The organism is Lysobacter arenosi (genome assembly GCF_016613475.2).
GTDB lineage: Bacteria > Pseudomonadota > Gammaproteobacteria > Xanthomonadales > Xanthomonadaceae > Lysobacter_J > Lysobacter_J arenosi.
Genome location: NZ_CP071517.1, coordinates 684,894 through 707,413 on the forward strand (window position 1 = coordinate 684,894; position 22,520 = coordinate 707,413).

Genomic DNA, 22,520 nt, shown 5'->3' on the forward strand with positions numbered 1-22,520 from the left:
GAGCGGCGGGATCGCGCGACGGCCGGATCAGGGCGGCCTGTTAGTCATAATACTAACGACTTGCGACGGCTTCCGCCATCCGCGGAACGCCGGTTCAATCCGCTTGCGCCAACCCGACTTGCGGGCGTTGCTTGACCTCGCCGCGGCGAACGCGGACGTGATCGTCCAGTTGCCGGCGCAGCGCGTTGAAGGCGTCGCGGACGGCGATGTAGGCGTCTTCGTGGCTGTGGTCTTTCGGCGGCGTGCGTCCGGCATCGAACGTCGTGCCGGCGAGCAGCGCGTGGATGCGAACCAGGTAGCGGTTTCCCTGCTGGTGGCGCTGTTCGGCATGGCGCACCGCAACGTCGAATGACTGCAGGCGCGGTGCGAGCTGCAGCAGCTTGTCGGCGTGGCGCTGGATGTCCTCGCTCAGCGCCTGCGATGGCGCCATTCCCTCAAAGCGGATCGTTACGTTTGCTTGCATGATTGCCTCCATGGTCTGTCGGATGTGTTCGCGTCCGTATCGAACGCGCCTATATTGGGAGCCGTTGCCGGCGGCGCTGCTTTGATGCAGGTCAAGTCCGCGCCGGAGCTTCGACGAGAAGATGTTCGAAGGTTCACAAACGACGATGAGCACTTACTCACTCGAATCCGTCTTCAATCCCCGATCGGTGGCGGTCGTGGGCGGTAGCACGCGCGAGCAGTCGGCCGGCAGGGCGGTGTTGCGCAACCTGGTCGATGGCGGCTTCGCCGGCCAGGTCGGACTGGTCAATCCGAACTTCGACGAGATCGAAGGCGTCACCGCGGTGCCGCGGATCAAGGACCTGGCGTGGACGCCGGAGCTGGTCGTAATCGCCGCGCCGCACTCGCTCGTGCCCAGGTTCGCCAGCGCCGCCGCCGAGAAGGGCGCTTCGGCGGCGGTCGTGCTCAACACCGGAATGGGCCAGGGCGCCCACTCGCCGGCGGCGGAGCTGGCCAGCGTCGCCCGCGCCCACGGCCTGCGCATCGTCGGCCCCAACTCCCTGGGCATCCTGGCGCCGCATGCGCGACTCAACGCCAGCTTTGCCGCGCACGCGGCCTTGCCCGGCGACCTCGCTGTGATCTCGCAGTCCGCGGCGATTGCCGCGGCGCTGGTGGAATGGGGTGCGCGCCGGTCGCTTGGGTTCTCGGCCGTTGCCTCGCTCGGCGATGCGCTCGATGTCGACTTCGCCGACCTGCTCGATTACTTCGCCCGCGACCGCCATACCCGCGCGATCCTGCTGTACGTCGAATCGATCCGCGACGCGCGCAAGTTCCTCTCGGCGGCGCGGGCGGCGGCGCGATTGAAGCCGGTGGTGGTGGTGAAGTCCGACCGTCATTCACGGCGCGCGGTCGACGTGCGCACGCACTCCGCGGCGCTGGCCACGCCCGACGCGGTGTACGCCGCGGCATTCCACCGCGCCGGCATGCTGCGCGTGAGCGCGCTGGACGAGTTGTTTGCCGCCGCCGAGACGCTGGGCCGCACGCACGCGTTTCCCGGCCGGCGCCTGGCGATATTCGCCAATGGCCGCGGCACCGGCATGCTCGCCGCAGACCGGCTGGTCGACATGGGCGGCACGCTCGCGCAGTTGTCCGAACAGACCGTGCAGCAGCTCGACGCCGTGGCCGCATCGGCATGGCCGCGCACCAACCCGGTCGACATCAATGGCGATGCCGACAACGCCGCTTATACGCAAGCCGTCAACGCGGTGCTGGCCGATTCCGGCAACGATGCGGTGCTGGCGCTGAACGTCCCCACCGCGCTGATTGGCGCCGACAGCCGTGCGCAGGCTTTGGCCGATGCGAAAGCGCAGGCGATGAAGGCGGGGGGGCGCAAGCCGGTGTTCGCCGTCTGGCTGGGCAAGGACGAAAGCGCCAGCGCCCGCCTCAATGCCGCGCGGATCCCGACGTATGCGACCGAGGCCGATGCCGTGCGCGGCTTCATGTACCTGGTCCGTCATCGCGAGGCGCAGCAGGCCTTGATGGAGACGCCGCCAAGCATGCCCGACGACCTGGAGGTCGATACCGCGGCCGCGCGCGCGGTCGTCGATGCGGCGTTGGAATCGGGCAGGGGGTGGCTCGATCCAATCGAGGTGGCGCGCGTGCTGGGCGCCTACGGGATCGACATCACTCCAACCCTGGCCGCGCGCGACGCCGACGAAGCCGTGCAGCTCGCGACGCCGCTGCTGGCGGACGGCACGCCGGTCGCGGTCAAAATCCTGTCGCCCGACATCAGTCACAAGTCCGATGTCGACGGTGTGCGCCTGAACCTGTTCACCCCGCAGGCAGTGCGCGAGGCCGTCGACGCGATCGTGCAGCGTGCGCGCGATTGCCGATCTGACGCGCGAATCGACGGGGTGACGATCCAGCCGATGGTCATGCGGCCGCTGGCACGTGAGCTGATCATGGGCATGGTCGACGACGACACGTTCGGCCCGGTGATCGTCTTCGGTCGTGGCGGCACCGCGGTCGAGGTCATCGACGACAAGGCGCTGGCGCTGCCGCCGCTCGACCTGCGCCTGGCACACGAAATGATCGGCCGAACGCGCGTATCGCGGATCCTCAAGGGCTACCGCGACGTGCCCGCAGCCGACGAGCGTGCGGTCGCGATGGCGCTGGTCAAGCTGGCGCAGCTGGTGGCCGACATTCCCGAAATCCGGGAAGTCGACATCAACCCGTTGCTGGCCGACCGCGACGGCATCATCGCGGTCGATGCGCGCATCGGCGTGTCAACGTCGCGCACGCTGCACAAGGGACCTGGGCATCCGCGCTTCGCGATCCGCCCGTATCCGAAGGAGTGGGAGCGCACGCTCGAGTTGTCCGACGGAAGTAACGCCTTCCTGCGACCGGTGCGACCGGAGGACGACGAGCTGTTCCGCCGCTTCTTCACCAAGGTCACGGACGAAGACCTGCGCCTGCGTTTCTTCCAGACCATCCGCCATTTCAGCCACGAGTTCATCGCCCAGCTGACCCAGCTCGACTACGCGCGTTCGATCGCGCTGGTGGCGATCGACCCGGACGACGGCGAGATGCTCGGCGCGGTGCGCCTGCACGCCGACGCCAATTACGACCATGGCGAGTACGGGATCCTGGTGCGATCGGATCTCAAGGGGCACGGACTGGGCTGGCGGCTGATGCAGACCATCATCGAGTATGCACGCTGGCTCGGCCTGCGCTCGATCGAGGGCGAAGTGCTGCAGGAGAATCGCACCATGCTCGACATGTGCCGGCGACTGGGCTTCACCCTGACCACCAACCCCGGCGACACGACAGTCGTGACGGTGTCGCTGCCGATCGAACAACCGACGTCGCGCAGCGAGCGTCAGACCAGTCCGGTCGCGTAGAACGTCCCAATCACCACGAACACCGCCGCGGTCTTGATCAAGGTGATCGCGAAGATGTCCTTGTAGGCCTGGCGATGGCTCAGGCCGGTGACCGCCAGCAGGGTGATCACCGCGCCGTTGTGGGGCAGGGTGTCCATGCCGCCGGACGCCATCGCGGCGACACGATGCAGCACCTCCATCGGAATGCCGGCGGCATTGGCGTTGGCAATGAACGTGTCAGCCATTGCAGCCAGGGCGATGCTCATGCCGCCCGACGCCGAACCGGTAATGCCGGCCAGCGCCGTCACGGTGATGGCTTCGTTGACCAGCGGATTGGGGATTGCGGCCAGCGCATTGGCCACGACCAGGAAGCCGGGCAGGGCGGCGATGACCGCGCCGAAGCCATATTCCGATGCGGTGTTCATCGCTGCCAGCAACGCGCCGCCGATCGCCGACTTGCTGCCTTCGGCGAAGCTGGCCATCACCGGCTTCCAGGCGAAGGCGAGCACGGCCAGGATGCCGACCAGCAGCGCACCCTGCACGGCCCAGATCGCGGCCACCTTGGAGACTTCCTGCACCACCGGTGCGGCGCTGCCGATCACCGCCGGATCGAAGCTGTGGGCCTCGCCGTAGAAGCGCGGGATCGCCACCGTCAGCAGCTTGTTGACCACGCCCACCAGCACCAGCGGCAGGATCGCGACCAGCGGATGCGCAAGGGTGCCGCCGGCGAACGGCGCCGGTTCGTTGAGAAGCTGGTCGCCGTAGCCTTCACCGGCGGTCAGCGCCGCGCGGCGGCGCCAGTCGAGGTAGAGCAGGCCCACGGCCAGGATGAAAACACCGCCGATCGTGCCCAGCCACGGCGCCGCCCAGGTGTTGGTGCCGAAGAAGGTGGTCGGGATGATGTTCTGGATCTGCGGCGTGCCGGGCAGCGCATCCATGGTGAAGGTGAAGGCACCCAGCGCGATCGTGCCCGGGATCAGGCGCTTGGGGATGTCGCTCTGGCGGAACAGTTCGGCGGCGAACGGGTACACCGCGAACACCACCACGAACAGCGACACGCCGCCGTAGGTCAGCAGCGCGCACACGACCACGATCGACAGCATCGCCCGGCCTGCGCCGAACAGGCGGATGGTCGCGGCGACTATCGCCTTGGAGAACCCCGACAGTTCGATCAGCTTGCCGAAGACCGCGCCGAGCAGGAACACCGGGAAGTACAGCTTCAGGAAGCCGACCATCTTGTCCATGAACAAGCCGGTGAACATCGGCGCGACCAGGGATGGATCGGTCAGCAGCACCGCGCCGAGCGCGGCCACCGGCGCGAACAGGATCACGCTGTAGCCGCGGTAGGCCACGAACATCAGAAAGCACAGTGCGGCCAGCACGATCAGAAATGCCATTCCCCGGTCCTTGTCGAAGCGTGTCGGGCGGCTGTATGTCTTCATTCCCGCGCAGGCGGGAACCCAGTGTCGTTAGGTGCAACAACGTGAAGTCGCTGGGTCCCCGCCTACGCGGGGATGACGGAGTGCCGGCAGCCCGTGTAGGCGTGCAGTCTCCGCAACGGCGGGGCGGGCCGGCATTGTCCGAAGGTACAGCAGCGCCGGCCGGCGCCCGGTCATAGGCTTGCCAGCATGACGGGGGAGGGCCCGTCGGTCATTTCGCTTCCGGCACCCGCCGGGCCGCGGCCAACGATTTGGGACTGGGGAGAGAGCGTCACCATGAATCGCAGCAACAGAAGCAGCCTGAGCATCGCCATTGCCTTCGCCTTGCTGGCGCCGGCCGCCTTCGCCCAGGAAACCACCGCAGCAACGACCACTACTTCGGCTGGCGACGCGCAGGCGACCACGCTCAGCGGCGTCACCGTCACCGCGCGCAAGCGCGAGGAGACGCTGCAGGAAGTTCCGGTCGCGGTCACCGCATTCACTGCCGATGCCCTCGACAAGCTCAACATCGAGGACCTCAGCGACCTCGATGGCCAGGTACCCAACCTGACCATCTACGCCGCGCGCGGTTCCAGCAGCACGATCACCGCCTACATCCGCGGTGTCGGCCAGTCCGATCCGCTTTGGGGCGTGGATCCGGGCGTGGGCATGTACATGGACGACGTCTACATCGCCCGTCCGCAGGGCGCGCTGCTGGACGTGTTCGACGTCGAGCGCATCGAAGTGCTGCGCGGCCCGCAAGGCACGCTGTACGGCAAGAACACCATCGGCGGCGCGATCAAGTACATCTCGCGCGGCCTGCCGGTCGCGCCGGAAGGCCAGGTCTCGGTCACCGTCGGCAACTACAACCAGCTCGACGTGAAGGCGTCGCTGGGCGCCTCGGTCGGTGACGGCGCGCTGCGCGGCCGGCTGGCCGTGGGCAGCTTCAACCGCGACGGCTACGGCGACAACCTGTTCAGTGGCCAGGAAGTCAGCGACAAGGAAATCCTCGCGCTGCGCGGCCAGCTCGGCGCCTACATCAGCGACGACCTCAACGTGCAGTTCGCCTATGACTGGATGGACGACCAGTCCGGCGTGCGCGGTGCCAAGATGCTGGCGCCCAACCGCTTCGCCCCGGGCTTCCTGCCGCTGGACAGCCGCTACGACATCCGCAGTGGCATGCCCAACGTCAATGACACGTCGATGAAGGGCGCTTCGGCCACCGTCAACTGGCGCATCAACGAGGATTGGGGCTTCAAGTACATCCTGGCCAAGCGCGAGTCCGACACCGAGACCAACATCGACTTCGACACCTTGCCCAACAAGGTCGCCGACGTGAAGGCGTTCTATGCCGACGAGCAGATCACCAACGAGCTGCAGGTCAACTACGATGCCGGCGGCCGTTCGCGCGGCGTGATCGGTCTGTACTCCTTCGACGGCGAGGCTGGCGGCCAGGTCCTCAACAACTTCTTCAACCTGTCGTTCGGCGACACCCAGGGCACGGTCTATACCGACGCGCTGGCGTTGTATGCCGACTGGACGTTCGACCTGACCGAGAAGCTCAAGCTCGACCTGGGCGCTCGCTACACGGACGAGAAGAAGCACGCAGTGGTGCTCAACCGCTGCTACACCAACGCAACCTTCTCGACGCTGGCGGTTCGTTGCGCGGCCAACAATCCGACGCCGATCGCGGCCAACTTCGACAAGCGCATCGGCTTCGAGAACACCTCGCCGAAGGTCTCGCTGGACTACCAGGTCACGCCGGACATCATGGTCTACGGCCTGGCGTCGCGCGGCTTCAAGTCCGGCGGCTTCAACATCCGTGCGCAGGCCACGGCGGTGCCGCGTTCGGCCGAGCCGTTCGATGACGAGTCGGTCGACAGCTACGAGATCGGCAGCAAGATGGCGTTCCTCAACCAGACGCTGTTCCTGAACCTGGCGGCGTTCCACAACAAGTACGAGGACATCCAGCTGTCGGTGTTCACCTCCTACGACAGCAATGGCGACGGCACCAACGATGCCTTCTTCGGCGACTTCACCAACGCCGGCAAGGGCACGGTCGAGGGCGTGGAAGTCGAGTACCAGTGGCTGCCGACGCCGAACTGGCTGATCAGCGGCAACCTGGCCTGGCTCGACGCGAAGTACGACGAGTTCATCTACGCCGGCGTCAACATCGCCGACGAGCAGGAGTTCACCAACGCTCCGGACTTCTCCGGTGCGATCAACCTCGAGTACCGCACCGATCTGTCCAACGGTGGCAATCTGTCGGCGCGCGTGGGCTACAGCTACCAGAGCGACGTGGTCGCCACCACCGAGATCGTCCGCACCGGCGCGCTGCCGATCACGCAGGACGGGTACGGGCTGGTCAATGCCGGCGTGATCTGGCGCATCGACGATGCCTGGTCGCTGTCGCTGCAGGGCACCAACCTGGCCGACAAGGAGTACCGCACCACCGGCTACAACCTCAACGCAGCGTTGGGTGTGTTGACCGGCTTCTACGGTGCGCCGCGCCAGTACACGCTGTCGGCACGGTACGACTTCTGATGCCTTGTTAGCGGGGTAGCTGTCTCCGGTGTGGCGTCGTCCGCTGCGCCGGGGATTGCTCCGCCCCGCGGACGCCATTCAGTTCAGTCAACGTCATCCCGGCGAACGCCGGGATCCACTGTCGAAGTGTCGGCCTCCACGCTCCCTGACATTCCGGGGCTCAGCTATCCTCCAGTGATGCACCCCGCCACCGCCCCATGCTGAGCTTCACCGCGGTCGCCCTAGCCAGCCTGGCCTGGCTGGCGCTGATGTTCGGCACGGCGCTCTACGCCGAGCGCCGACCGACCGTGCTGGCGCGGCACTGGGGCCATGTCTACGCGCTGTCGTTGGCGGTGCACTGCACCTCGTGGACCTTCTACGGCACCGTCACCCAGGCCGCCCGGTACGGCTGGCCGCTGCCGCCGACCTTCCTTGGCGCAATCGTGCTGTATGCGGTCGCCATCGCCTTCATGATCCGGTTGGTGCAGCTGGCGCGCGAGACCAACGCCACTTCACTGGCCGACCTGATCGCCACGCGCCTGGGCAAGGACGCGTGGCTTGCCGCTACCGTCACCCTGGTCGCCGCGCTCGGACTGATTCCCTACATCGCCCTGCAGCTCAAGGCCGTGGCGATGAGTTTCGCCATGCTCACCACGCACAGCGGCGAAGTCGCGCCGACACCGGCGTGGCAGGACAGCGCGCTGTACGTGGCACTGGCGATGGCCCTGTTCGCGATGCTGTTCGGCACCCGCCGCGCCAGTGCGGCCGAGCACAACCGCGGCCTGGTGCTGGCGATGGCGTTCGAGTCGGTGTTCAAGCTGGCGGCGATGCTGGCGCTGGGCCTGTTCGTGTGGTGGGGGCTGGGCGATCTGCCCGCGGCGCCGGCGATGGCACCGCCGCCGCGCTCGGCCGATGGCTTCGCGCCGCTGGTGCTGCTCGGTGCATTGGCGATGTTCATCCTGCCGCACCAATTCCATGTCGGCGTGGTCGAGTGCCGCGACGAGCGCGACGTGCGCACGGCGCGCTGGCAGTTCCCGTTGTACCTGGTGCTGATCGCGCTGCCGGTCCTGCCTTTGGCTAAGGCCGGTCAGTCGCTGCTCGGCGGCAGCGACGTGCCGTCGGACCTGTACGTGCTGGCGCTGCCACTGGCGCAGGGGCACGAAGGGCTGGCGCTGTTCGCCTTCCTCGGCGGCCTGAGCGCGGCGACCGGCATGGTCGTGGTCAGCACGCTCACGCTCAGCCTGATGATCGGCAATCACTGGTTCGCGCCCGGCCTGCTGCGCGGTTCGTGGTCGCGCAACGACGGCAGCGACCTGCGTGGCAGCGTGCTTGCGCTGCGCCGTGCCGGCATCGTGGTGATCATGTTGCTGGCCTGGGCCTACAGCCGCCTGATCGCCGGCAACGATGCGCTGGCCGACGTCGGCGCGGTGTCGTTCTCGGCGCTGGCAACGTTGGCGCCGGCGCTGTGCTTCGCCGTGTGGCGGCCGCAGACACCGGCGCGCGCGGCGGTCATGGGAATAGCCGCCGGTTTCGCTGCCTGGGCCTGGGTGCTGCTGCTGCCGATGACGATGCAGGTACGCGGCATCACCGCGCCCTGGCTCGACAGCGGTCCGTTCGGCCTGCATTGGCTGGCTCCGGATGCGCTGTTCGGCCTCACCGGTTGGAGCCGCCTCGGCCGCGCTGTCGGTGCCAGCCTGTTCGTCGGCACGCTGGCCACCGTGCTGGCCGCATTGTGGCGCCGCGAGACACCGCACCGCGCCCATCGTGGCCTCGATGTCAGGACGCTGCGCAACGCCGGCCTGCGCTTCCTGCCGCGCGAACGGGTGACGCAGTTGCTGCAGGGCGTGCCGGTTGGTGAGCCGGTGGCGGCCCCCATCGAAGAGCGCATCGAGCGCGAACTGGCGGCCGTGCTGGGCTCGGCATCGGCGCGCGTGCTGCTGGATGCGGCGCGACGGGCGGCGAGCGGGCACGAACTCGACACCGTCGCGGCGATCGTCGGCGAGGCTTCGGCCGACCTGCGATTCAACCAGCGCGTGCTCGAGGCGGCGCTGCAGAACATGAGCCAGGGCATCAGCGTGGTCGACGCGCAGTTGCGGCTGGTGGCGTGGAACCGACGCTATGTCGAACTGTTCGGGTTCCCGCCGGAACTGTTGCAGGTCGGCCGGCCGATTGCCGAACTGTCGCGCTGGGCCTTGCAGCGGATGCCGCCGCAGGGCGATCTCGAACGCGCGCTCGAGCGGCGCCTGAGCTTCATGCGCGCGGGCACCGCACACCTGTCCGAGCGCGTGCTGCCCGACGGCAGCATCATCGAGATCCGTGGCAACCCGATGCCTGGTGGCGGCTTTGTCGCGACCTTTACCGACGTGACCGCGTTCCGTCGCGCCGAGGCTGGCCTGATCATGGCCAACGAGACGCTGGAACAACGCGTCGCCGAGCGCACCACCGACCTGGAAGTCGCCAAGCGCGAAGCCGAGCGTGCCAACGAGGCCAAGAGCCGCTTCCTCGCCGCGATCGGCCATGACCTGATGCAGCCGCTGCATGCGGCGCAGTTGTTTACCGACGCGCTGTCGCAGCAACTGCACGAGCCGCGCCAGCGCGAGACCGTGGCGCAGATCGGCGGCGCGCTGGATTCCACGAGCGATCTGCTCACCGGCCTGCTCGACATGTCGCGGCTGGAGGCTGGCGGACTGGTGCCGCAGCCGCGTCCATTCCCATTGTCGGAAGTGCTCGAACCGCTGGCCTCGGAATTCCGCGCGATCTCGGCCGCGCGCGGACTCGAGTTCGGCTTCGTGCCCAGCCGCGCATGGGTGCATACCGACCCGCAGCTGCTGCGCCGGGTCCTGCAGAACTTCCTCGCCAACGCCGTGCGTTACACGCAGTGCGGCGGCGTCGTGCTCGGTGTGCGCCGCGACGGCGAGCACCTGCGCATCGAGGTGCACGACAGCGGCCCGGGCATCGACGCGAGCCAGCAGTCGGCGATCTTCGAGGAGTTCCGCCGCGGCGAGGACGCGCCGGGGCAGGGGCTGGGGCTGGGTTTGTCGATCGCCGAGCGCATCGCCCAGTTGCTGGACGCGCCGCTGAGCCTGCGCAGCCAGCTCGGTCGCGGGACGGTATTCGCCGTGCGCGTTGGCAATGCGCCGAGACCGGTGTTGACGCCGTCGTCGGCGCCGATTGAGGACTCCGCGCTGCGGGTGCTGGCGGTCGACAATGATCCGCAGGCGATGCAGGCATTGGCCACCGTGCTGCGGGGATGGGGCTTCGAGGTCGCCACCGCGCGCAACGGTGCCGAAGCGGAAGCGGCACTGGAGCGCATGCCAGCCTCGTTGTGGTTGTTCGACTACCACCTGGATGATGGCGACACCGGCGTCGCGCTGGCCGGGCGACTGGAAGCGATGTTCGGTGCACGACCGACGCTGATCCTCAGCGCCGATCGCGGCGAAGCCGTGCGTCGTGCCGTCGAGGAGGCGGGTCTGTCATTGCTGGCCAAACCGGTCAAGCCGCTGGCGTTGAAGTCGGTGCTCGACCGGGCGCTGGCGGCGCGGGAAGTGGCGTTGACCTGACCGGTCGCCGCGTTCCCGTCCGCTCGGCAACGACGTTCAGGCGATCTGCCGTGCCGGGTCCGACAGTTCCAGTTCGCGCAACACCACGCTGGCCTGGGTGCGGTTGCGCACGCCCAGGCGTTCGAAGATTGCCGACAGGTGCGCCTTCACGGTCCGCTCCTGCACAACAAGCCGGTCGGCGATCTGCTTGTTGAGCAGGCCCTGCGCGACCAGCGTGAGCACGCGGAACTGCTGCGGCGACAGGCTAGCCAGGCGCGCGGCCAAGTCGGCGTCGCCGCTGTCGCTCTGCGTGCGCGCCACCGCCGCCCGCAATGCGCTGGGCAGCCATTGCTCGCAGGCGAGCACGGCGCGGATGGCATCGCGCAGTTCGTCCAGGCCGGCGCTCTTGGGCAGGTAACCGGCGGCACCGTGATCCAGGGCGCGGCGCACCACCCGCGGGTCGTCGTTGGCCGAGACCACCACGACTGCCACGCCCGGGTGCTGGGCGCGGATCGCGGCCAGTCCGGCCAGGCCGTGATTGCCGGGCATGTGCAGGTCGAGCAGGACCAGGTCGACACCGGAATCGGCGTCGAGCGCGGCCAGCACACCATCGAGATGACCGGCTTCGAGGATCTCGGCGCCGGCCACGGCCTCCATCGCCGCCTGCCGCAGGGCAGCACGGAACAGCGGATGGTCGTCGGCGATCAGCAGGGTCGGCATCGTCGCTAGCCTAGCAAGTGCGCGCGCCGGCGTGTCGGAACAGGATTGGTACGAAAGTACGATGGGCGCCGCCGCTGGCCTTGCTAGGCTGCGACGATGACCATCCGTCCCGATCGAATCGTCCTCGCCGCACTCGCCCTGGCCACGCTTTCACTGGCGAGCTGCTCCACCTCTGCGCCGCGCACCAAAACGGAGGCTTCACCGATGTTCTCCGCAATGCGCCAGACCGAGCACCGCGGCAGCGACGATCTGCTCAGCGCCGGCCTCGGCCTGACCGGGCTGCGCGCGATGACCCCACCGGCGTTCGCCGACGGCGAGCATCCGACGCCCTCTGAACTGCGCCGCCGTGCGCTGTGGAGCAACTGGCGTGGCATCGCCGACCTTGCCCCGGGCGGAGGCTACGGCGAGCTCTACGGCAGCACCGCCAGCGTTCCGGGGCGCGAGTACAGCGCGTTCGCGACGGTGCCCGGCGCGAGCCAGCCGCACCGCGTGCTGGTGCAGGTGCCCGACGGTTTCGACACTGGCAAGCGCTGCCTCGTGGTGACGGCCTCCTCCGGTTCGCGCGGCATCTACGGTGCGATCGCGGTGGCCGGTGCCTGGGGCCTGCCCAAGGGTTGCGCGGTGGCCTACACCGACAAGGGCGCGGGCACGGATTATTTCGATCTCGATTCCGGCCAGGGCGTTCGCGCCGATGGCACGCTGGGCGCGCGCGGCGAAGGCCTGGCGTTCGAGAAATTGACGTCGGCATCGTCGGGCGTGGCGTTCAAGCACGCGCATTCGGGCGACAACCCCGAGGCCGACTGGGGCCGGCACGTGAAGCAGGCGGCGCAGTTCGCGCTGCAGTCGCTCGACAGTGCCTTCCCGCAGTCCGCACCCTTCACCTTCGACAACACCCGCGTGATCGCGGTGGGCATCTCCAACGGCGGTGGCGCGGTGCTGCGTGCCGCCGAACTCGACGGCGACTGGCTCGACGCGGTCGTCGCCGGCGAACCCAACATCTATTCGGAAGGCGAGGGCAGTCGTCCGCTGTACGACTTCACGACCGAGGCGGCACTGCTGATGCCCTGTGCGTTGCTGCACATGCAGAACCTGCCGCAGCCGCCGCTGACCGCGCAGGCCGCGCCGCTGTGGACGCAGCGCTGCGCAGCGCTGAAGTCGACTGGCCTGATCGAGGGCGGTGATACCGCGGCCCAGGCGAAGTCCGCGTACGACGCGCTGAAAGCCCACGGCTGGACCGATGAAGCGCTGCGCGCAGGTGCCTTGTCGGTCGGTTTCGATCTGTGGCGTGCGGTGGCGGTGACCTACGCGTCGTCCTACGGACGCTATGGCTTCGGCGCCATGCCGTGCGGCAACCGCTTCACCGCGCTGGGCGCGGACTTCAGTCCGCGCGACACCACGGCAACCGAACGCGCCGCCTGGTGGTCCGACGCCAGCGGCATCCCACCCGGTGCCGGCGTGAACATCCTCGAAGAACATCCGACCTCGCCGCTGACGACGCTGCAATGCCTGCGTGGGTTGTGGACCGGCGACGACGCCAATGCCCAGCGCGTCCGCAAGGGCATCGCCGAAACGCGCGCCGCGCTGCCGCGCAAGGGCCTGCCGGTGGTCGTCATCCACGGCAGCGACGACGGCCTGGTCCCGCCTGCGTTCACCAGTGCGCCGTACGTGAAACAGGCGCAAGCCGCCGGCCGCGACGTGCGCTACTGGCAGGTGCGCAACGCCCAGCACTTCGATGCCTTCCTCGGGCTCCCCGATTACGGCTCGCGCTATCTGCCGCTGCTGCCGTACGTGTACGCAGCGCTGGACCGGGTCAGCGCGACGCTGGACGGCACTTCCGCGCTGCCGGCCGATGCGGTGATCGCCACCACGCCGCGCGCGGGCAAGCCGCTGGAGGCGGCGAACCTGGCGATGCCACGCTGAGGCCCTTGTCCAGCAAGCGCGAGAGGGGGCGAAGCACGAGGCTCTTGCCCCCTTAACGTCGGATTTGGCACGCTGACAGGCCTTGATGGAGCAGGAGCGCCGCATGTCGCGCCACTTTTCGATGCTGCGTGAGTTCCACCTCGCCGACTGGTTCACGCTGGCCAATGCCTTCTGCGGCACGGGCGCGATCTTCGCCGCCATGCGCTTCCTGCAGGAGGGCGGGGTACGCGACCTGCTGATCGGCATGGCGCTGATCCCGCTGGCCTTCATCTTCGACGCCCTCGACGGCCGCGTGGCGCGCTGGCGCAACTCCGCCTCGACCCTGGGCCGTGAACTCGACTCGCTGGCCGACGTGATCTCCTTCGGCGTCGCGCCGGCGGCACTGGCCTATGCCTGCGGCCTGCAGGGCGGTTGGGACTGGGTCGTGCTGAGCTACTTCGTCGGCTGCGGCGTGAGCCGCCTGGCGCGCTACAACGTCACCGCCGAGCAGTTGTCCGGCGGCGGCGACAAGGTCAAGTTCTTCGAAGGCACGCCGATCCCGACCAGCCTGGCGCTGGTGGTGGTGCTGGCCGTCGCCGCCTGGCAGGGCGCGATCGGCCCCGACCTGTGGCTGGGCATGATCAAGCTCGGGCCGTGGCAGTTCCATCCGCTGGTGCTGATGTTCGCCCTGTCGGGGTCGCTGATGATCAGCAAGACCCTGCGGATTCCCAAGCCGTGAAAAGCGTGGCCATGAGGACTTCGGGCGCTTCCGTCGCAGTCGCGCAACATGGCGGTTGCTAACATGGCGGGGATGATGCGGAGGCGGTGATGAAGCAGGACGATTTCGAAGCGTGGACGCGGCAGTACTGGAATGCCTGGGGCGACAGCCTGCGTTCGGCGACGACGCCCGAAGCGCCGACCATGCCGGGCGTGCCGGGCTGGTCCGAAGCGATGAACTGGTGGTCGCAGCTGGCCAAGGGCGGCATGCCGCAGGGCGACGAAGCCGTCTCGCGCTTCAACGCCCAGGCGCAGGGCTGGTTCGGGCAGATGCAACAGCTGGCGGCGCAGTTCGCCGGCCGCACTGCCAATGCCGGCGACATTGCCGCGGCCTGGAAGCAGGCGCTCGGTGGCGATGGCGCCAACCCGTTCGCACACATGCTCGGCACGATGCCGGGCAGTGCCAGCACCGATCCTTCGCAGTGGTTCGACCAGGCTGCGCCGTGGTTGCAGCAGTTGCAGCGTGATGGCCGCTCGTGGCTCGGCCTGCCCGCGTTCGGATTCGCCCGCGAGCACCAGGAGCGCTGGCAGCACCTGATGCAGGCGCAGGTCGATCTGCAGCAGCAGAGCCAGGCCTACCAGACCTTGCTGGCCGAAGCCGGCCAGGACGCCTTCGTGCGCTTCGAGCGCAAGCTCGGCGAACGCAGCGCTCCGGGTCGCCAGCTCGAGTCGGTTCGCGCGCTGTTCGACCTGTGGATCGATGCCGCCGAGGAAGCCTACGCCGACATCGCGCTGTCGCCACGCTTCCGCGACGCCTATGCGGCGCTGGTCAATGCGCAGATGACGCTGCGCGGTCGCCAGCAGACGATCGTCGAACAGGCCAGCGCGCAGATGGGCATGCCGACCCGGACCGAGCTGGACTCGGCGCATCGCAAGATCGTCCAGCTCGAGCGCGAACTGCGCCGCCTGCGTGATGCCGTGCAAGCCAATGCGGCGCGCAGCGGACGAAGCGAAGCGCCCAGGCAGGCAGCCGACGAACCTGCACCGGAGCCCGCGCCCAGGCCTGCGCCGAAAACGCGCAAGGCAGCACCTGCCGGCAGCGCAGCCAAACCCGCGCGCGGCGCGGCGAAACCGAGCACGAGGAAGCGTTGAAGATGGATGGATTCGGTAGCGGTCCGCTCGGCTTCACGCCGCAATCCCTGGCCGAAGAGTCGCTGCGCTTCCAGGCCAAGCTCCGAGCCGGCCTGGAGACGCTCCACCAGGTCCATGACGTCGATTACGGCGCGACCGCACGCGAGGAAGTCTGGCGCGACGGCAAGGTCGTGCTGTACCGCTTCCGCGGTGACCGCGCACCTACGGCGCGAGTACCACTGCTGATCGTCTACGCCCTGGTCAATCGCCCCTACATGGTCGACCTGCAGGACGACAAATCGCTCGTGCGCGGCCTGCTCGAGCGCGGCGAGGACGTCTACGTGCTGGACTGGGGCTACCCCGACCGGTCCGACCGCTACCTCGAGCTGGAGGACTACATCCAGCGCTACATCGGTGGTGCCATCGACCACCTGTGCGGCGAATACCGCCTCGATGCCGTCAACCTGCTCGGCATCTGCCAGGGCGGTGCGTTCTCGCTGTGCCATGCCGCGCTCAATCCGCACAAGGTGCACAACCTGATCACGATGGTCACGCCGGTGGATTTCCACACCAGCGACAACATGCTGGGCAACTGGACGCGCGGGCTCGACATCGACCTGTTCGTCGACACGCTCGGCAACGTCCCGGCCGACGTGATGAACTGGTGCTACCTCACGCTCAAGCCCTGGCGCCTGTTCGTGCAGAAGTACGTCGGCCTGGTCGACGTGCTCGACGACCGCAAGGCGCTGGAAGACTTCCTGCGCATGGAGAAGTGGATCTTCGATTCGCCCGACCAGGCGGGCGAAGCATTCCGCCAGTTCGTCAAGCAGTTCTACCAGGGCAACGGCTTCGTCAAGGGCGGCATCGACATCGGCGGGCGCCCGGTCGACCTGCGCAATGTCGACATGCCGGTCCTCAACATCTACGCCGAGCAGGACCACCTGGTGCCGCCGTCGTCGTCCAAGGTGCTGGCCGACCTGGTCGGCAGCGATGACTACAGCGAGCTGTCGTTCAAAGGCGGTCACATCGGCATCTATGTCTCCAGCCGAGCGCAGCGCGAAGTGCCGGCGGCGATCCACGAGTGGCTCGGCGCGCGTTCGCGCTGAGCCTCATCCGCGGCCTCGGCTTTTGTAGAAAGGCGGACCAATCGACAGATCGCGACGGCGGCCTCATGGCACAGTCAGGGACCCCACCTGACACTGCATCAATGCCCAAGTCCGTACTGTTGCTCTGCCTCGCGCTGCTCACCGCCTGCGCATCCGCTCCGACCCCGCCGGCCAGTGCGCCGCCCGCGGCGCAGCTGCCCGATTCCACCCGGTTCGAGCCGGACATCGTCGCCTTCGAACAGGCCGACAGCGTTGTCCGTCGCCGGCCCGGTGGCGTGGTGTTCGTCGGCAGTTCCTCGATCCGCCTGTGGGACAGCCTTGGCGACGATTTCCCCGGCGCGGCCCCGATCAATCGCGGTTTCGGCGGCTCGCGCCTGCGCGATACGACCTATTACGCGCAGCGCATCGTCGTCCCGTACCAGCCGCGCGCCGTGGTGGTGTATGCCGGTGACAACGACCTGGCCGAGGGTCGCACGCCGCAGCAGGTGCGCGACGATTTCGCCGCGCTGGTGACACAGCTGCGTGCCCAGCTACCGCAGGCGCGGATCGCCTTCATTTCGATCAAGCCCAGCCCGGCGCGCCAGGCCTTGCAGGCCCGGATGCGCGAAGCCAATGAGCTGGTGCGCGAGTATGCAAGCCACCAGCAGGGGATCGCCTACCTCGATGTCGCCACGCCGATGCTGGCCGCCGATGGCCAGCCGCGCGGCGAGCTGTTCCTGGCCGATCACCTGCACATGAACCCGAACGGCTATGCCATCTGGACCGGCGTCGTCGGCAAGTGGCTGGATGCGCTGTAATGGCGCCATGAGTCGTCGCCTTCGTCCGCTGCTGATCGGATTCCTGTTCGCCTGCGCGGCCACCGCTGCGCAGGCGCAGGCACCATTGCCGGCGAAGGCGCAGCTGGAAATCGAGCAACTGATCACCGCGCTAGGAAGTTCCGGCTGCCAGTTCCAGCGCAATGGCAGCTGGTACCCCGCCAGCGAAGCGCAGTCGCATTTGCGCCGGAAGTACGACTACCTGCGCAAGCGCGACATGGTCGCCAGCGCCGAGCAGTTCATCGAGCGCGCCGGCAGCCAGAGCAGCATGAGCGGCAAGTCTTACCAGGTACGCTGCCCGGGCCAGCCCGCGGTGGCGTCCTCGACCTGGTTGACGAAGCAATTGGGCGCCATTCGTCACGCCCGGCCCTGAGCGCCGGCGCTAGACTGCCGCCGTCGCCGCCAAGGAGTGCGCCGCCATGAACGCCACACGCTCACTTTCCCGCTCTCGCCACGATCGGATGATTGCCGGCGTGCTGGGCGGCATCGCACGCAGGTTCGGCTGGAACTCGACGCTGCTGCGCGTCGCCTACGTGCTGATCTCCATCGCCTCGGCGGCGTTCCCGGGCATCCTGGTCTACCTGATCCTGTGGCTGCTGGTTCCCGAAGGCGATTGAGTCCGGGTAGGTCCGCGGTGACCAGGCATTGGCGTGAGCTGCGCTAGGCTTCACCGATGTCGACGTTCCTCACCCGCGGACTGGTCGTGCTCGGCGCGCTCTGGACCCTGCCCAATACCCTGATCGGACTCGCCCTTGGTGCGGCCGGGCTGGCCTTCGGTGCGCACGTGCACTGGCGCCGCCGCGAGCTGGCGCTGGTGTTCCATCGCTGGCCGTGGGGGCCGGGCGGGGCGATCACGTTCGGCAACGTCATCCTGCACACCGGCGACAGCCTCGACTCGCCCTGCGTCACCTATGCGCACCGTGCCGGTCACGGCGACGAGCCGTCGATCGTCCTGGCCGATCACGAGCGGGCCCACGTCTACCAGTACCTTGCACTGGGCCCGTTGTTCCTGCCGCTGTACCTGGTGTTCGGCGGTATCAGCGTGCGCAACCGTTTCGAACGCGCGGCCGACCGCTATGCGCGCACCGGCCACGGCTGGTGGCCGTGGGCGCGCTGACGCTTATTCGAACGCGACCTGGTTGCCTTCGCTGCGCCAGCCCTCGAAGCCACCGGCCAGCGGTCGCACGCGCTTGAAGCCGTGCTTGTTGAGCTCGCGCGCGAGCACCGCCGCCGAGGCTTCATTGGGGCAGTCGCAATACACGACGACTTCGTCGCGCGGCAGCAGCTCCGCCTCGCCCAGGGTGCGCACGAACACCGCACCGGGGATCCAGCCGGAGGCATTGCGCATTGGTTCCGGGCGCACGTCCAGGATCAGCGGCGAGGTGCCCTCGTCGATCAGCTGGCGCAGCTCCATCGGCGTGATCCGCGCCATGCGCAGCTGGCGCAGGAACATCTGCCGCCGCCACAGCTTCCACAGCACGAACACCGCGATCAGGATGAGGATGGCCGGCAGTGCGAAGCGGCCCAGGTCTTCCAGTTGCTCCAGGACGCTGTTCACCGCTTCATGGAAGATCGCGCCCAGCGCGACGGCCAGTCCGGACCAGAGCAGCGCGCCGATTCCGTCGTAGAACAGGAAGCGGCCGGTGCGCGTACCGGTCTCGCCGGCCAGCGTGGTCGCCACCGCGGCGAAGCCGGGAATGAACTTGGCCACGATCAGCGATGGCGCGCCCCAGCGCGAGTACACGCCGCGCGTCATCAGCACGCACGAGTCGGGCGACAACGACAACCGGCACATCAGCCGCAGCAGTTTCGCGCCCAGGCGCCTGCCACCGACGAACCACAACCAGTCCGCCATGACGGCGGCGAGCGTCGACACGATGAGGATCGGCCACACGCTGTCGCCGCGGTCCACCGCCAGCGCCGCGGTCAGGATGATGGGTGGATAGGCCGGGACCGGAATGCCGCCCTGGTCCAGGAACACGCTGACGAATACGACCAGCAGGCCGTATACGGCAATCAGGTGCAGCAGCGTTTCCATGGCGGGAGGGGCCGGGGGGCAGTATCGCCATGGTAGGCGCGACGTCGCGCCGGCGATAGCGCAGCCGGTGCACCGGTGCGTTGCCGGGATCGCAATGGTGCCGGCGCCGAGGCTCAGTCGATGGCGAAGCGCGCCCGCGTCCGGCCCAGGCGCAGGCCGTCCGGGCCAAAGCTCTGCTCGACGAAGGTGATGCCGTCGTCCTCGACCAGCACCACGGTGCTGCATCGGGTGCCGTAGTTCGGCCCGCGCACGAACGGCGGCGACAGGCGGCGCTCCAGCTCCAGGCCGACGCCGGTATCGGGCAGGGCGGCATCGGGCGCCGGGGTGGTGTCGGCCAGGGCCTCGAACAGTGGCGCCAGCGCCGCGTCGTCGCTGGATTGCGAGGCCGGCGATTGCAGCCAGGATTCGAGCGCCGCCACGGCGTGGCCGCTCTTGGGCCAGCGTGCGTCGAAGGCGCCGTTGGACATGGCATGGAGACCAGGCGACACCGCGCGCTGCTCGAACGCGGGGTAGTTGCTGGCGAAGGCGAGGTCGGCGCCGTCCCAGGTCAGGAGATTGAACCGGCCGTATTCAGCTGCGTGGCCGGACAGGTCGGCAATAAAGGCTTTGTTGTCGTGGTCGCCCGCGACGAACCCATGCACCAGTGCGCCGCGCGAGCGTGGCATGGCGCCTTCGGCGAGGCCGGCGCGGACGTTGGTCACTGCCGCCAGGCGCCCCCGTGTCGAGGCCATCAGCCAGCTGCCACCGGCGCGCAGGTCGCGGCCGCCATAGACCGTGGACTCGCTCGGATCGAACCCCGCCGGCGACGCCGGGCGGTCATGGGCTTCGTCGCGGTTGGCGATCAGCGCGAGACGGTAACGGGAATGGGCGCGCCAGGCGACGGCTATCAGGCACATGCGGAGGCTTCGACTCGGGGCGGTGGGGTAGGGAAAGTCCTACATACCAGAGCGATGCCGCCCGACTGCGAACAGCGCATGGTTTGTAGAGGCTATGACGATGACACAGGAACCGCCTGCCCGCAGGACGGCCGCCCGCTCCAACCGCCGCTCCCGGCGCCGGAGGTGACCCATGTACCGAGTAGAACTCTCTCGACAGGATGGAAGCGTCCTGCCCCAGCAGGTCGCCGAAGCGTCGGTCGACTATGCCAGTGCCGAAGCCGCGCTGGCGGCCGTGCTGCCGCAGGCCAAGCGCTGCGCCGAGACCATGAGCCAGGCACTGTGGCTGCGCATCTACGACGAGCGTGCCCGGGTCGTCTTCGGGACCCTGCTGCTCTGACGTGTTGTGTCGGCGACGAGCCTCTCAGGTGACGTCCGCCTCATCCTGATCTGACGGCGAGCCGCGCCGGGCGATGACCCGGTATGTCGCTTGTATGCGCGACAGAATGCCGCTTCTGACTGATAGCCCGGATTGTTCTGCCTGCGCCGCCACCGGCGTGCCTCCCCGCGGAGGGGATGATTTCAACCCGCATGCTCGGGCATGCATCCAAGGATGCATGCGCCAGGCGGCAGTTCGAATTGCCGCGGCGTTCCCCCTGACAGGACCACCCTATGAAGTTAGCTGCCTCGTTGTTGCTGATCTCTTCCGGATTCTCCACTGCCGTCGTCGCCGCTGACGACGGCGCAGGCTGCCACGCCGGCGCCTACGCGCTCGATGATGGCCGCATCGTCGTCATCGCGACGGTCAGCGAGCCGGCCGACCTGCGCTGGCGCACGCTCGACGGTCGCAGCGGATTGCTCAAGCGCGACGCGGACGGGCAGTGGAACAGCAGCGTCGGCTGGACCGGTCGCGCCGATGGCCTCAAGGCCCGCTTCGGCGATTGCAGTGACGGCAGGATCAGCTTCGACGGACACGCTGGCCAGCGCCGGCAGTTCGACATCACCGAGACGACGTTCGAGGGCAACGGCGTGAAGCTGCGCGGTCGCCTGGTGCTGCCGCCTGGCGACCAGCCGGTGCCGATCGCCATCGAGGTGCACGGCTCGGAAAACAACTCGGCGGTGCAGGGCCTGTACACCCAGTACCTGTATCCGGCGTACGGCATTGGCGTGTTCGTCTACGACAAGCGTGGCACCGGCGAATCGACCGGAACCTACACGCAGAACTTCCACCTGCTCGCCGACGACGCCAAGGCTGCGCTGGCGGAGGCGCGACGCCTCGCCGGCAAGCGCGTGCAGCGCATCGGCTACGACGGCGGCAGCCAGGGCGGCTGGGTGGCGCCGTTGGCGGCGAGCCAGAGCGATCCGGATTTCGTCGTCGTCCGCTTCGGCCTGGCCGACAGCCCGCTGGCCGAGGACCGCGAACAGGTGGTGCTCGACCTGCGCAACGCCGGCTTCGGCGACGACGTCATGAAGAAGGCGCGTGAGGTGACCGACGTCACCGGCGACATCGTCGCCTCGCGCGGCACGAAGGGCTGGGAGAAGCTGGACGTCGTCCGCACGAAGTACGGCGCCCAGCCGTGGTGGCCGGCGATGAAAGGCGAGTTCACCGGGCTGGTGGTGTCGCTCACGCGCGACCGGGCCGCCGAACTGGCGCCGGTGCTGGAACAGGAAACCAGCTGGGAGTTCGAACCCATGCCGACGCTGCGCAGCCTGCGTGTTCCACTGCTGTGGGTGCTGGCCGGTGAAGACCGCGAAGCGCCGCCGCAGCAGACCCGCGAGCGGCTGCTGCAACTTGCGCACGAGGGGCGCGCGGTCAGCGTGATCGAGTTCCCGGCGACCGATCACGGCATCCTCGAGTTCGAGACCGCAAGCGACGGCGAGCGCACGCCCACGCGGTATGCCGATGGCTACTTCAGGGTCGTCAACGACTGGATCAGCAGCGGCAGGTTTGTCGCTCCGCCGTATGGAACCGGCAAGATCCTGGCGGCGCCGAAGTAAAAGTCATCCGCGGTGAAGGGCCCGCTCTGAAGCAGCAGGCCCTTCGCTGTTCGCGCGTCGGAACTCTCAGGCTGCGCTTCGCGTCAGCCTCAACCCGACGCCGGTATCGACGATCGCAAACGTGTCGTCGTCGAGCCGGTCGACCGGTCCGCCATCGTTGAGGTGGTAGGTGCGCAGGCTTTCAACGCGGCGTCCGAGCCCGTCGGCGCCGCGCGTGTCGATGTATGTGCGCCTTACATGGATGGTGTAGCGGTTTCCTGCATCGTCATAGGCGTGGAACGTATCGATCGTCATGGCAATGCTCCCCTTGGGCCGGCCGGAAGGGTGAAGCGCAGCGGTCTCGCAGGCTGCGACGTTCGGCGGCGGCAATATCCATGCCATGGGAGGCGTCGATGCCGCGTGAGTGCGGAATATGGGGAGG

19 protein-coding genes are annotated in these 22,520 nt (G+C 68.2%); 13 read left to right on the forward strand and 6 right to left on the reverse strand.

What is annotated here, in order from left to right:
- Positions 1 to 94: 94 nt before the first annotated feature.
- Positions 95 to 616 (reverse strand): HPF/RaiA family ribosome-associated protein, encoded by a 522-nt coding sequence (locus tag HIV01_RS03305; RefSeq protein WP_207527070.1) that lies wholly within the window; start codon positions 614 to 616, stop codon positions 95 to 97.
- Here HIV01_RS03305 and HIV01_RS03310 point away from each other — a divergent pair.
- Complete coding sequence (locus tag HIV01_RS03310) at positions 609 to 3,341, forward strand: bifunctional acetate--CoA ligase family protein/GNAT family N-acetyltransferase (protein ID WP_200604928.1); 2,733 nt, start codon at positions 609 to 611, stop codon at positions 3,339 to 3,341. The genes HIV01_RS03305 and HIV01_RS03310 overlap by 8 nt on opposite strands.
- Here the strand turns inward: HIV01_RS03310 and HIV01_RS03315 are convergent.
- Complete coding sequence (locus HIV01_RS03315) at positions 3,320 to 4,717, reverse strand: GntP family permease (protein ID WP_200604929.1); 1,398 nt, start codon at positions 4,715 to 4,717, stop codon at positions 3,320 to 3,322. The genes HIV01_RS03310 and HIV01_RS03315 overlap by 22 nt on opposite strands.
- A 318-nt stretch (positions 4,718 to 5,035) precedes the next feature.
- Between HIV01_RS03315 and HIV01_RS03320 the strand changes: the two genes are divergently transcribed.
- Together HIV01_RS03320 and HIV01_RS03325 are read left to right on the forward strand one after the other, a co-directional pair.
- Positions 5,036 to 7,282 (forward strand): TonB-dependent receptor, encoded by a 2,247-nt coding sequence (locus HIV01_RS03320; RefSeq protein WP_200604930.1) that lies wholly within the window; start codon positions 5,036 to 5,038, stop codon positions 7,280 to 7,282.
- Positions 7,283 to 7,479: 197 nt separating this feature from the next.
- Entirely contained in the window at positions 7,480 to 10,821 is a 3,342-nt protein-coding gene (locus HIV01_RS03325) for a hybrid sensor histidine kinase/response regulator (RefSeq protein ID WP_200604931.1), read from the forward strand.
- Positions 10,822 to 10,857: 36 nt separating this feature from the next.
- On the opposite strand, the gene HIV01_RS03330 is transcribed toward HIV01_RS03325, so the two are convergent.
- On the reverse strand, positions 10,858 to 11,520 hold the full coding sequence (locus HIV01_RS03330; RefSeq protein ID WP_200604932.1) for a response regulator transcription factor: 663 nt from the start codon (positions 11,518 to 11,520) through the stop codon (positions 10,858 to 10,860).
- A gap of 96 nt (positions 11,521 to 11,616) precedes the next feature.
- On the opposite strand from HIV01_RS03330, the gene HIV01_RS03335 reads away from it, so the two are divergent.
- From HIV01_RS03335 to HIV01_RS03370, 8 genes are all read left to right on the forward strand, one after another.
- A complete protein-coding gene (locus tag HIV01_RS03335; protein WP_200604933.1) occupies positions 11,617 to 13,440 on the forward strand; it encodes a 3-hydroxybutyrate oligomer hydrolase family protein in 1,824 nt (607 codons plus the stop codon).
- A gap of 103 nt (positions 13,441 to 13,543) precedes the next feature.
- Positions 13,544 to 14,158, forward strand: a complete 615-nt coding sequence (locus tag HIV01_RS03340; RefSeq protein ID WP_200604934.1) for a CDP-alcohol phosphatidyltransferase family protein — start codon at positions 13,544 to 13,546, stop codon at positions 14,156 to 14,158.
- Between the two features lie 89 nt (positions 14,159 to 14,247).
- Positions 14,248 to 15,288 carry a class III poly(R)-hydroxyalkanoic acid synthase subunit PhaE gene (gene phaE, locus HIV01_RS03345; RefSeq protein WP_200604935.1) on the forward strand — a complete coding sequence of 347 codons (1,041 nt, stop codon included), beginning with the start codon at positions 14,248 to 14,250 and terminating at the stop codon, positions 15,286 to 15,288.
- Positions 15,289 to 15,290: 2 nt separating this feature from the next.
- A complete protein-coding gene (locus HIV01_RS03350; protein WP_200604936.1) occupies positions 15,291 to 16,373 on the forward strand; it encodes a class III poly(R)-hydroxyalkanoic acid synthase subunit PhaC in 1,083 nt (360 codons plus the stop codon).
- Positions 16,374 to 16,474: 101 nt separating this feature from the next.
- Positions 16,475 to 17,170: an SGNH/GDSL hydrolase family protein gene (locus tag HIV01_RS03355; RefSeq protein ID WP_200604937.1), complete on the forward strand. Its 696-nt coding sequence runs from the start codon at positions 16,475 to 16,477 to the stop codon at positions 17,168 to 17,170.
- 7 nt (positions 17,171 to 17,177) lie between these two features.
- Positions 17,178 to 17,561: a YfeK family protein gene (locus HIV01_RS03360; protein ID WP_200604938.1), complete on the forward strand. Its 384-nt coding sequence runs from the start codon at positions 17,178 to 17,180 to the stop codon at positions 17,559 to 17,561.
- Between the two features lie 46 nt (positions 17,562 to 17,607).
- The gene (locus HIV01_RS03365) at positions 17,608 to 17,805 is read left to right on the forward strand and encodes a PspC domain-containing protein (RefSeq protein WP_200604939.1); all 198 of its coding nucleotides are present in this window, start codon (positions 17,608 to 17,610) and stop codon (positions 17,803 to 17,805) included.
- A gap of 56 nt (positions 17,806 to 17,861) precedes the next feature.
- On the forward strand, positions 17,862 to 18,305 hold the full coding sequence (locus HIV01_RS03370) for a hypothetical protein (RefSeq protein WP_200604940.1): 444 nt from the start codon (positions 17,862 to 17,864) through the stop codon (positions 18,303 to 18,305).
- Positions 18,306 to 18,308: 3 nt separating this feature from the next.
- Here the strand turns inward: HIV01_RS03370 and HIV01_RS03375 are convergent, their stop codons facing one another.
- Together HIV01_RS03375 and HIV01_RS03380 are read right to left on the reverse strand one after the other, a co-directional pair.
- Complete coding sequence (locus tag HIV01_RS03375) at positions 18,309 to 19,226, reverse strand: DedA family protein/thiosulfate sulfurtransferase GlpE (protein WP_200604941.1); 918 nt, start codon at positions 19,224 to 19,226, stop codon at positions 18,309 to 18,311.
- A 113-nt stretch (positions 19,227 to 19,339) separates the two neighbouring features.
- Positions 19,340 to 20,122, reverse strand: coding sequence for an NRDE family protein (locus tag HIV01_RS03380; protein WP_200604942.1), 783 nt, complete (start codon positions 20,120 to 20,122; stop codon positions 19,340 to 19,342).
- A gap of 172 nt (positions 20,123 to 20,294) precedes the next feature.
- Here HIV01_RS03380 and HIV01_RS03385 point away from each other — a divergent pair, with 172 nt between their 5' ends.
- Positions 20,295 to 20,501 (forward strand): hypothetical protein, encoded by a 207-nt coding sequence (locus HIV01_RS03385; protein ID WP_200604943.1) that lies wholly within the window; start codon positions 20,295 to 20,297, stop codon positions 20,499 to 20,501.
- Between the two features lie 272 nt (positions 20,502 to 20,773).
- Complete coding sequence (locus tag HIV01_RS03390; protein WP_200604944.1) at positions 20,774 to 22,099, forward strand: alpha/beta hydrolase family protein; 1,326 nt, start codon at positions 20,774 to 20,776, stop codon at positions 22,097 to 22,099.
- A gap of 66 nt (positions 22,100 to 22,165) precedes the next feature.
- On the opposite strand, the gene HIV01_RS03395 is transcribed toward HIV01_RS03390, so the two are convergent.
- The gene (locus HIV01_RS03395) at positions 22,166 to 22,393 is read right to left on the reverse strand and encodes a hypothetical protein (RefSeq protein ID WP_200604945.1); all 228 of its coding nucleotides are present in this window, start codon (positions 22,391 to 22,393) and stop codon (positions 22,166 to 22,168) included.
- Positions 22,394 to 22,520 lie beyond the last annotated feature (127 nt).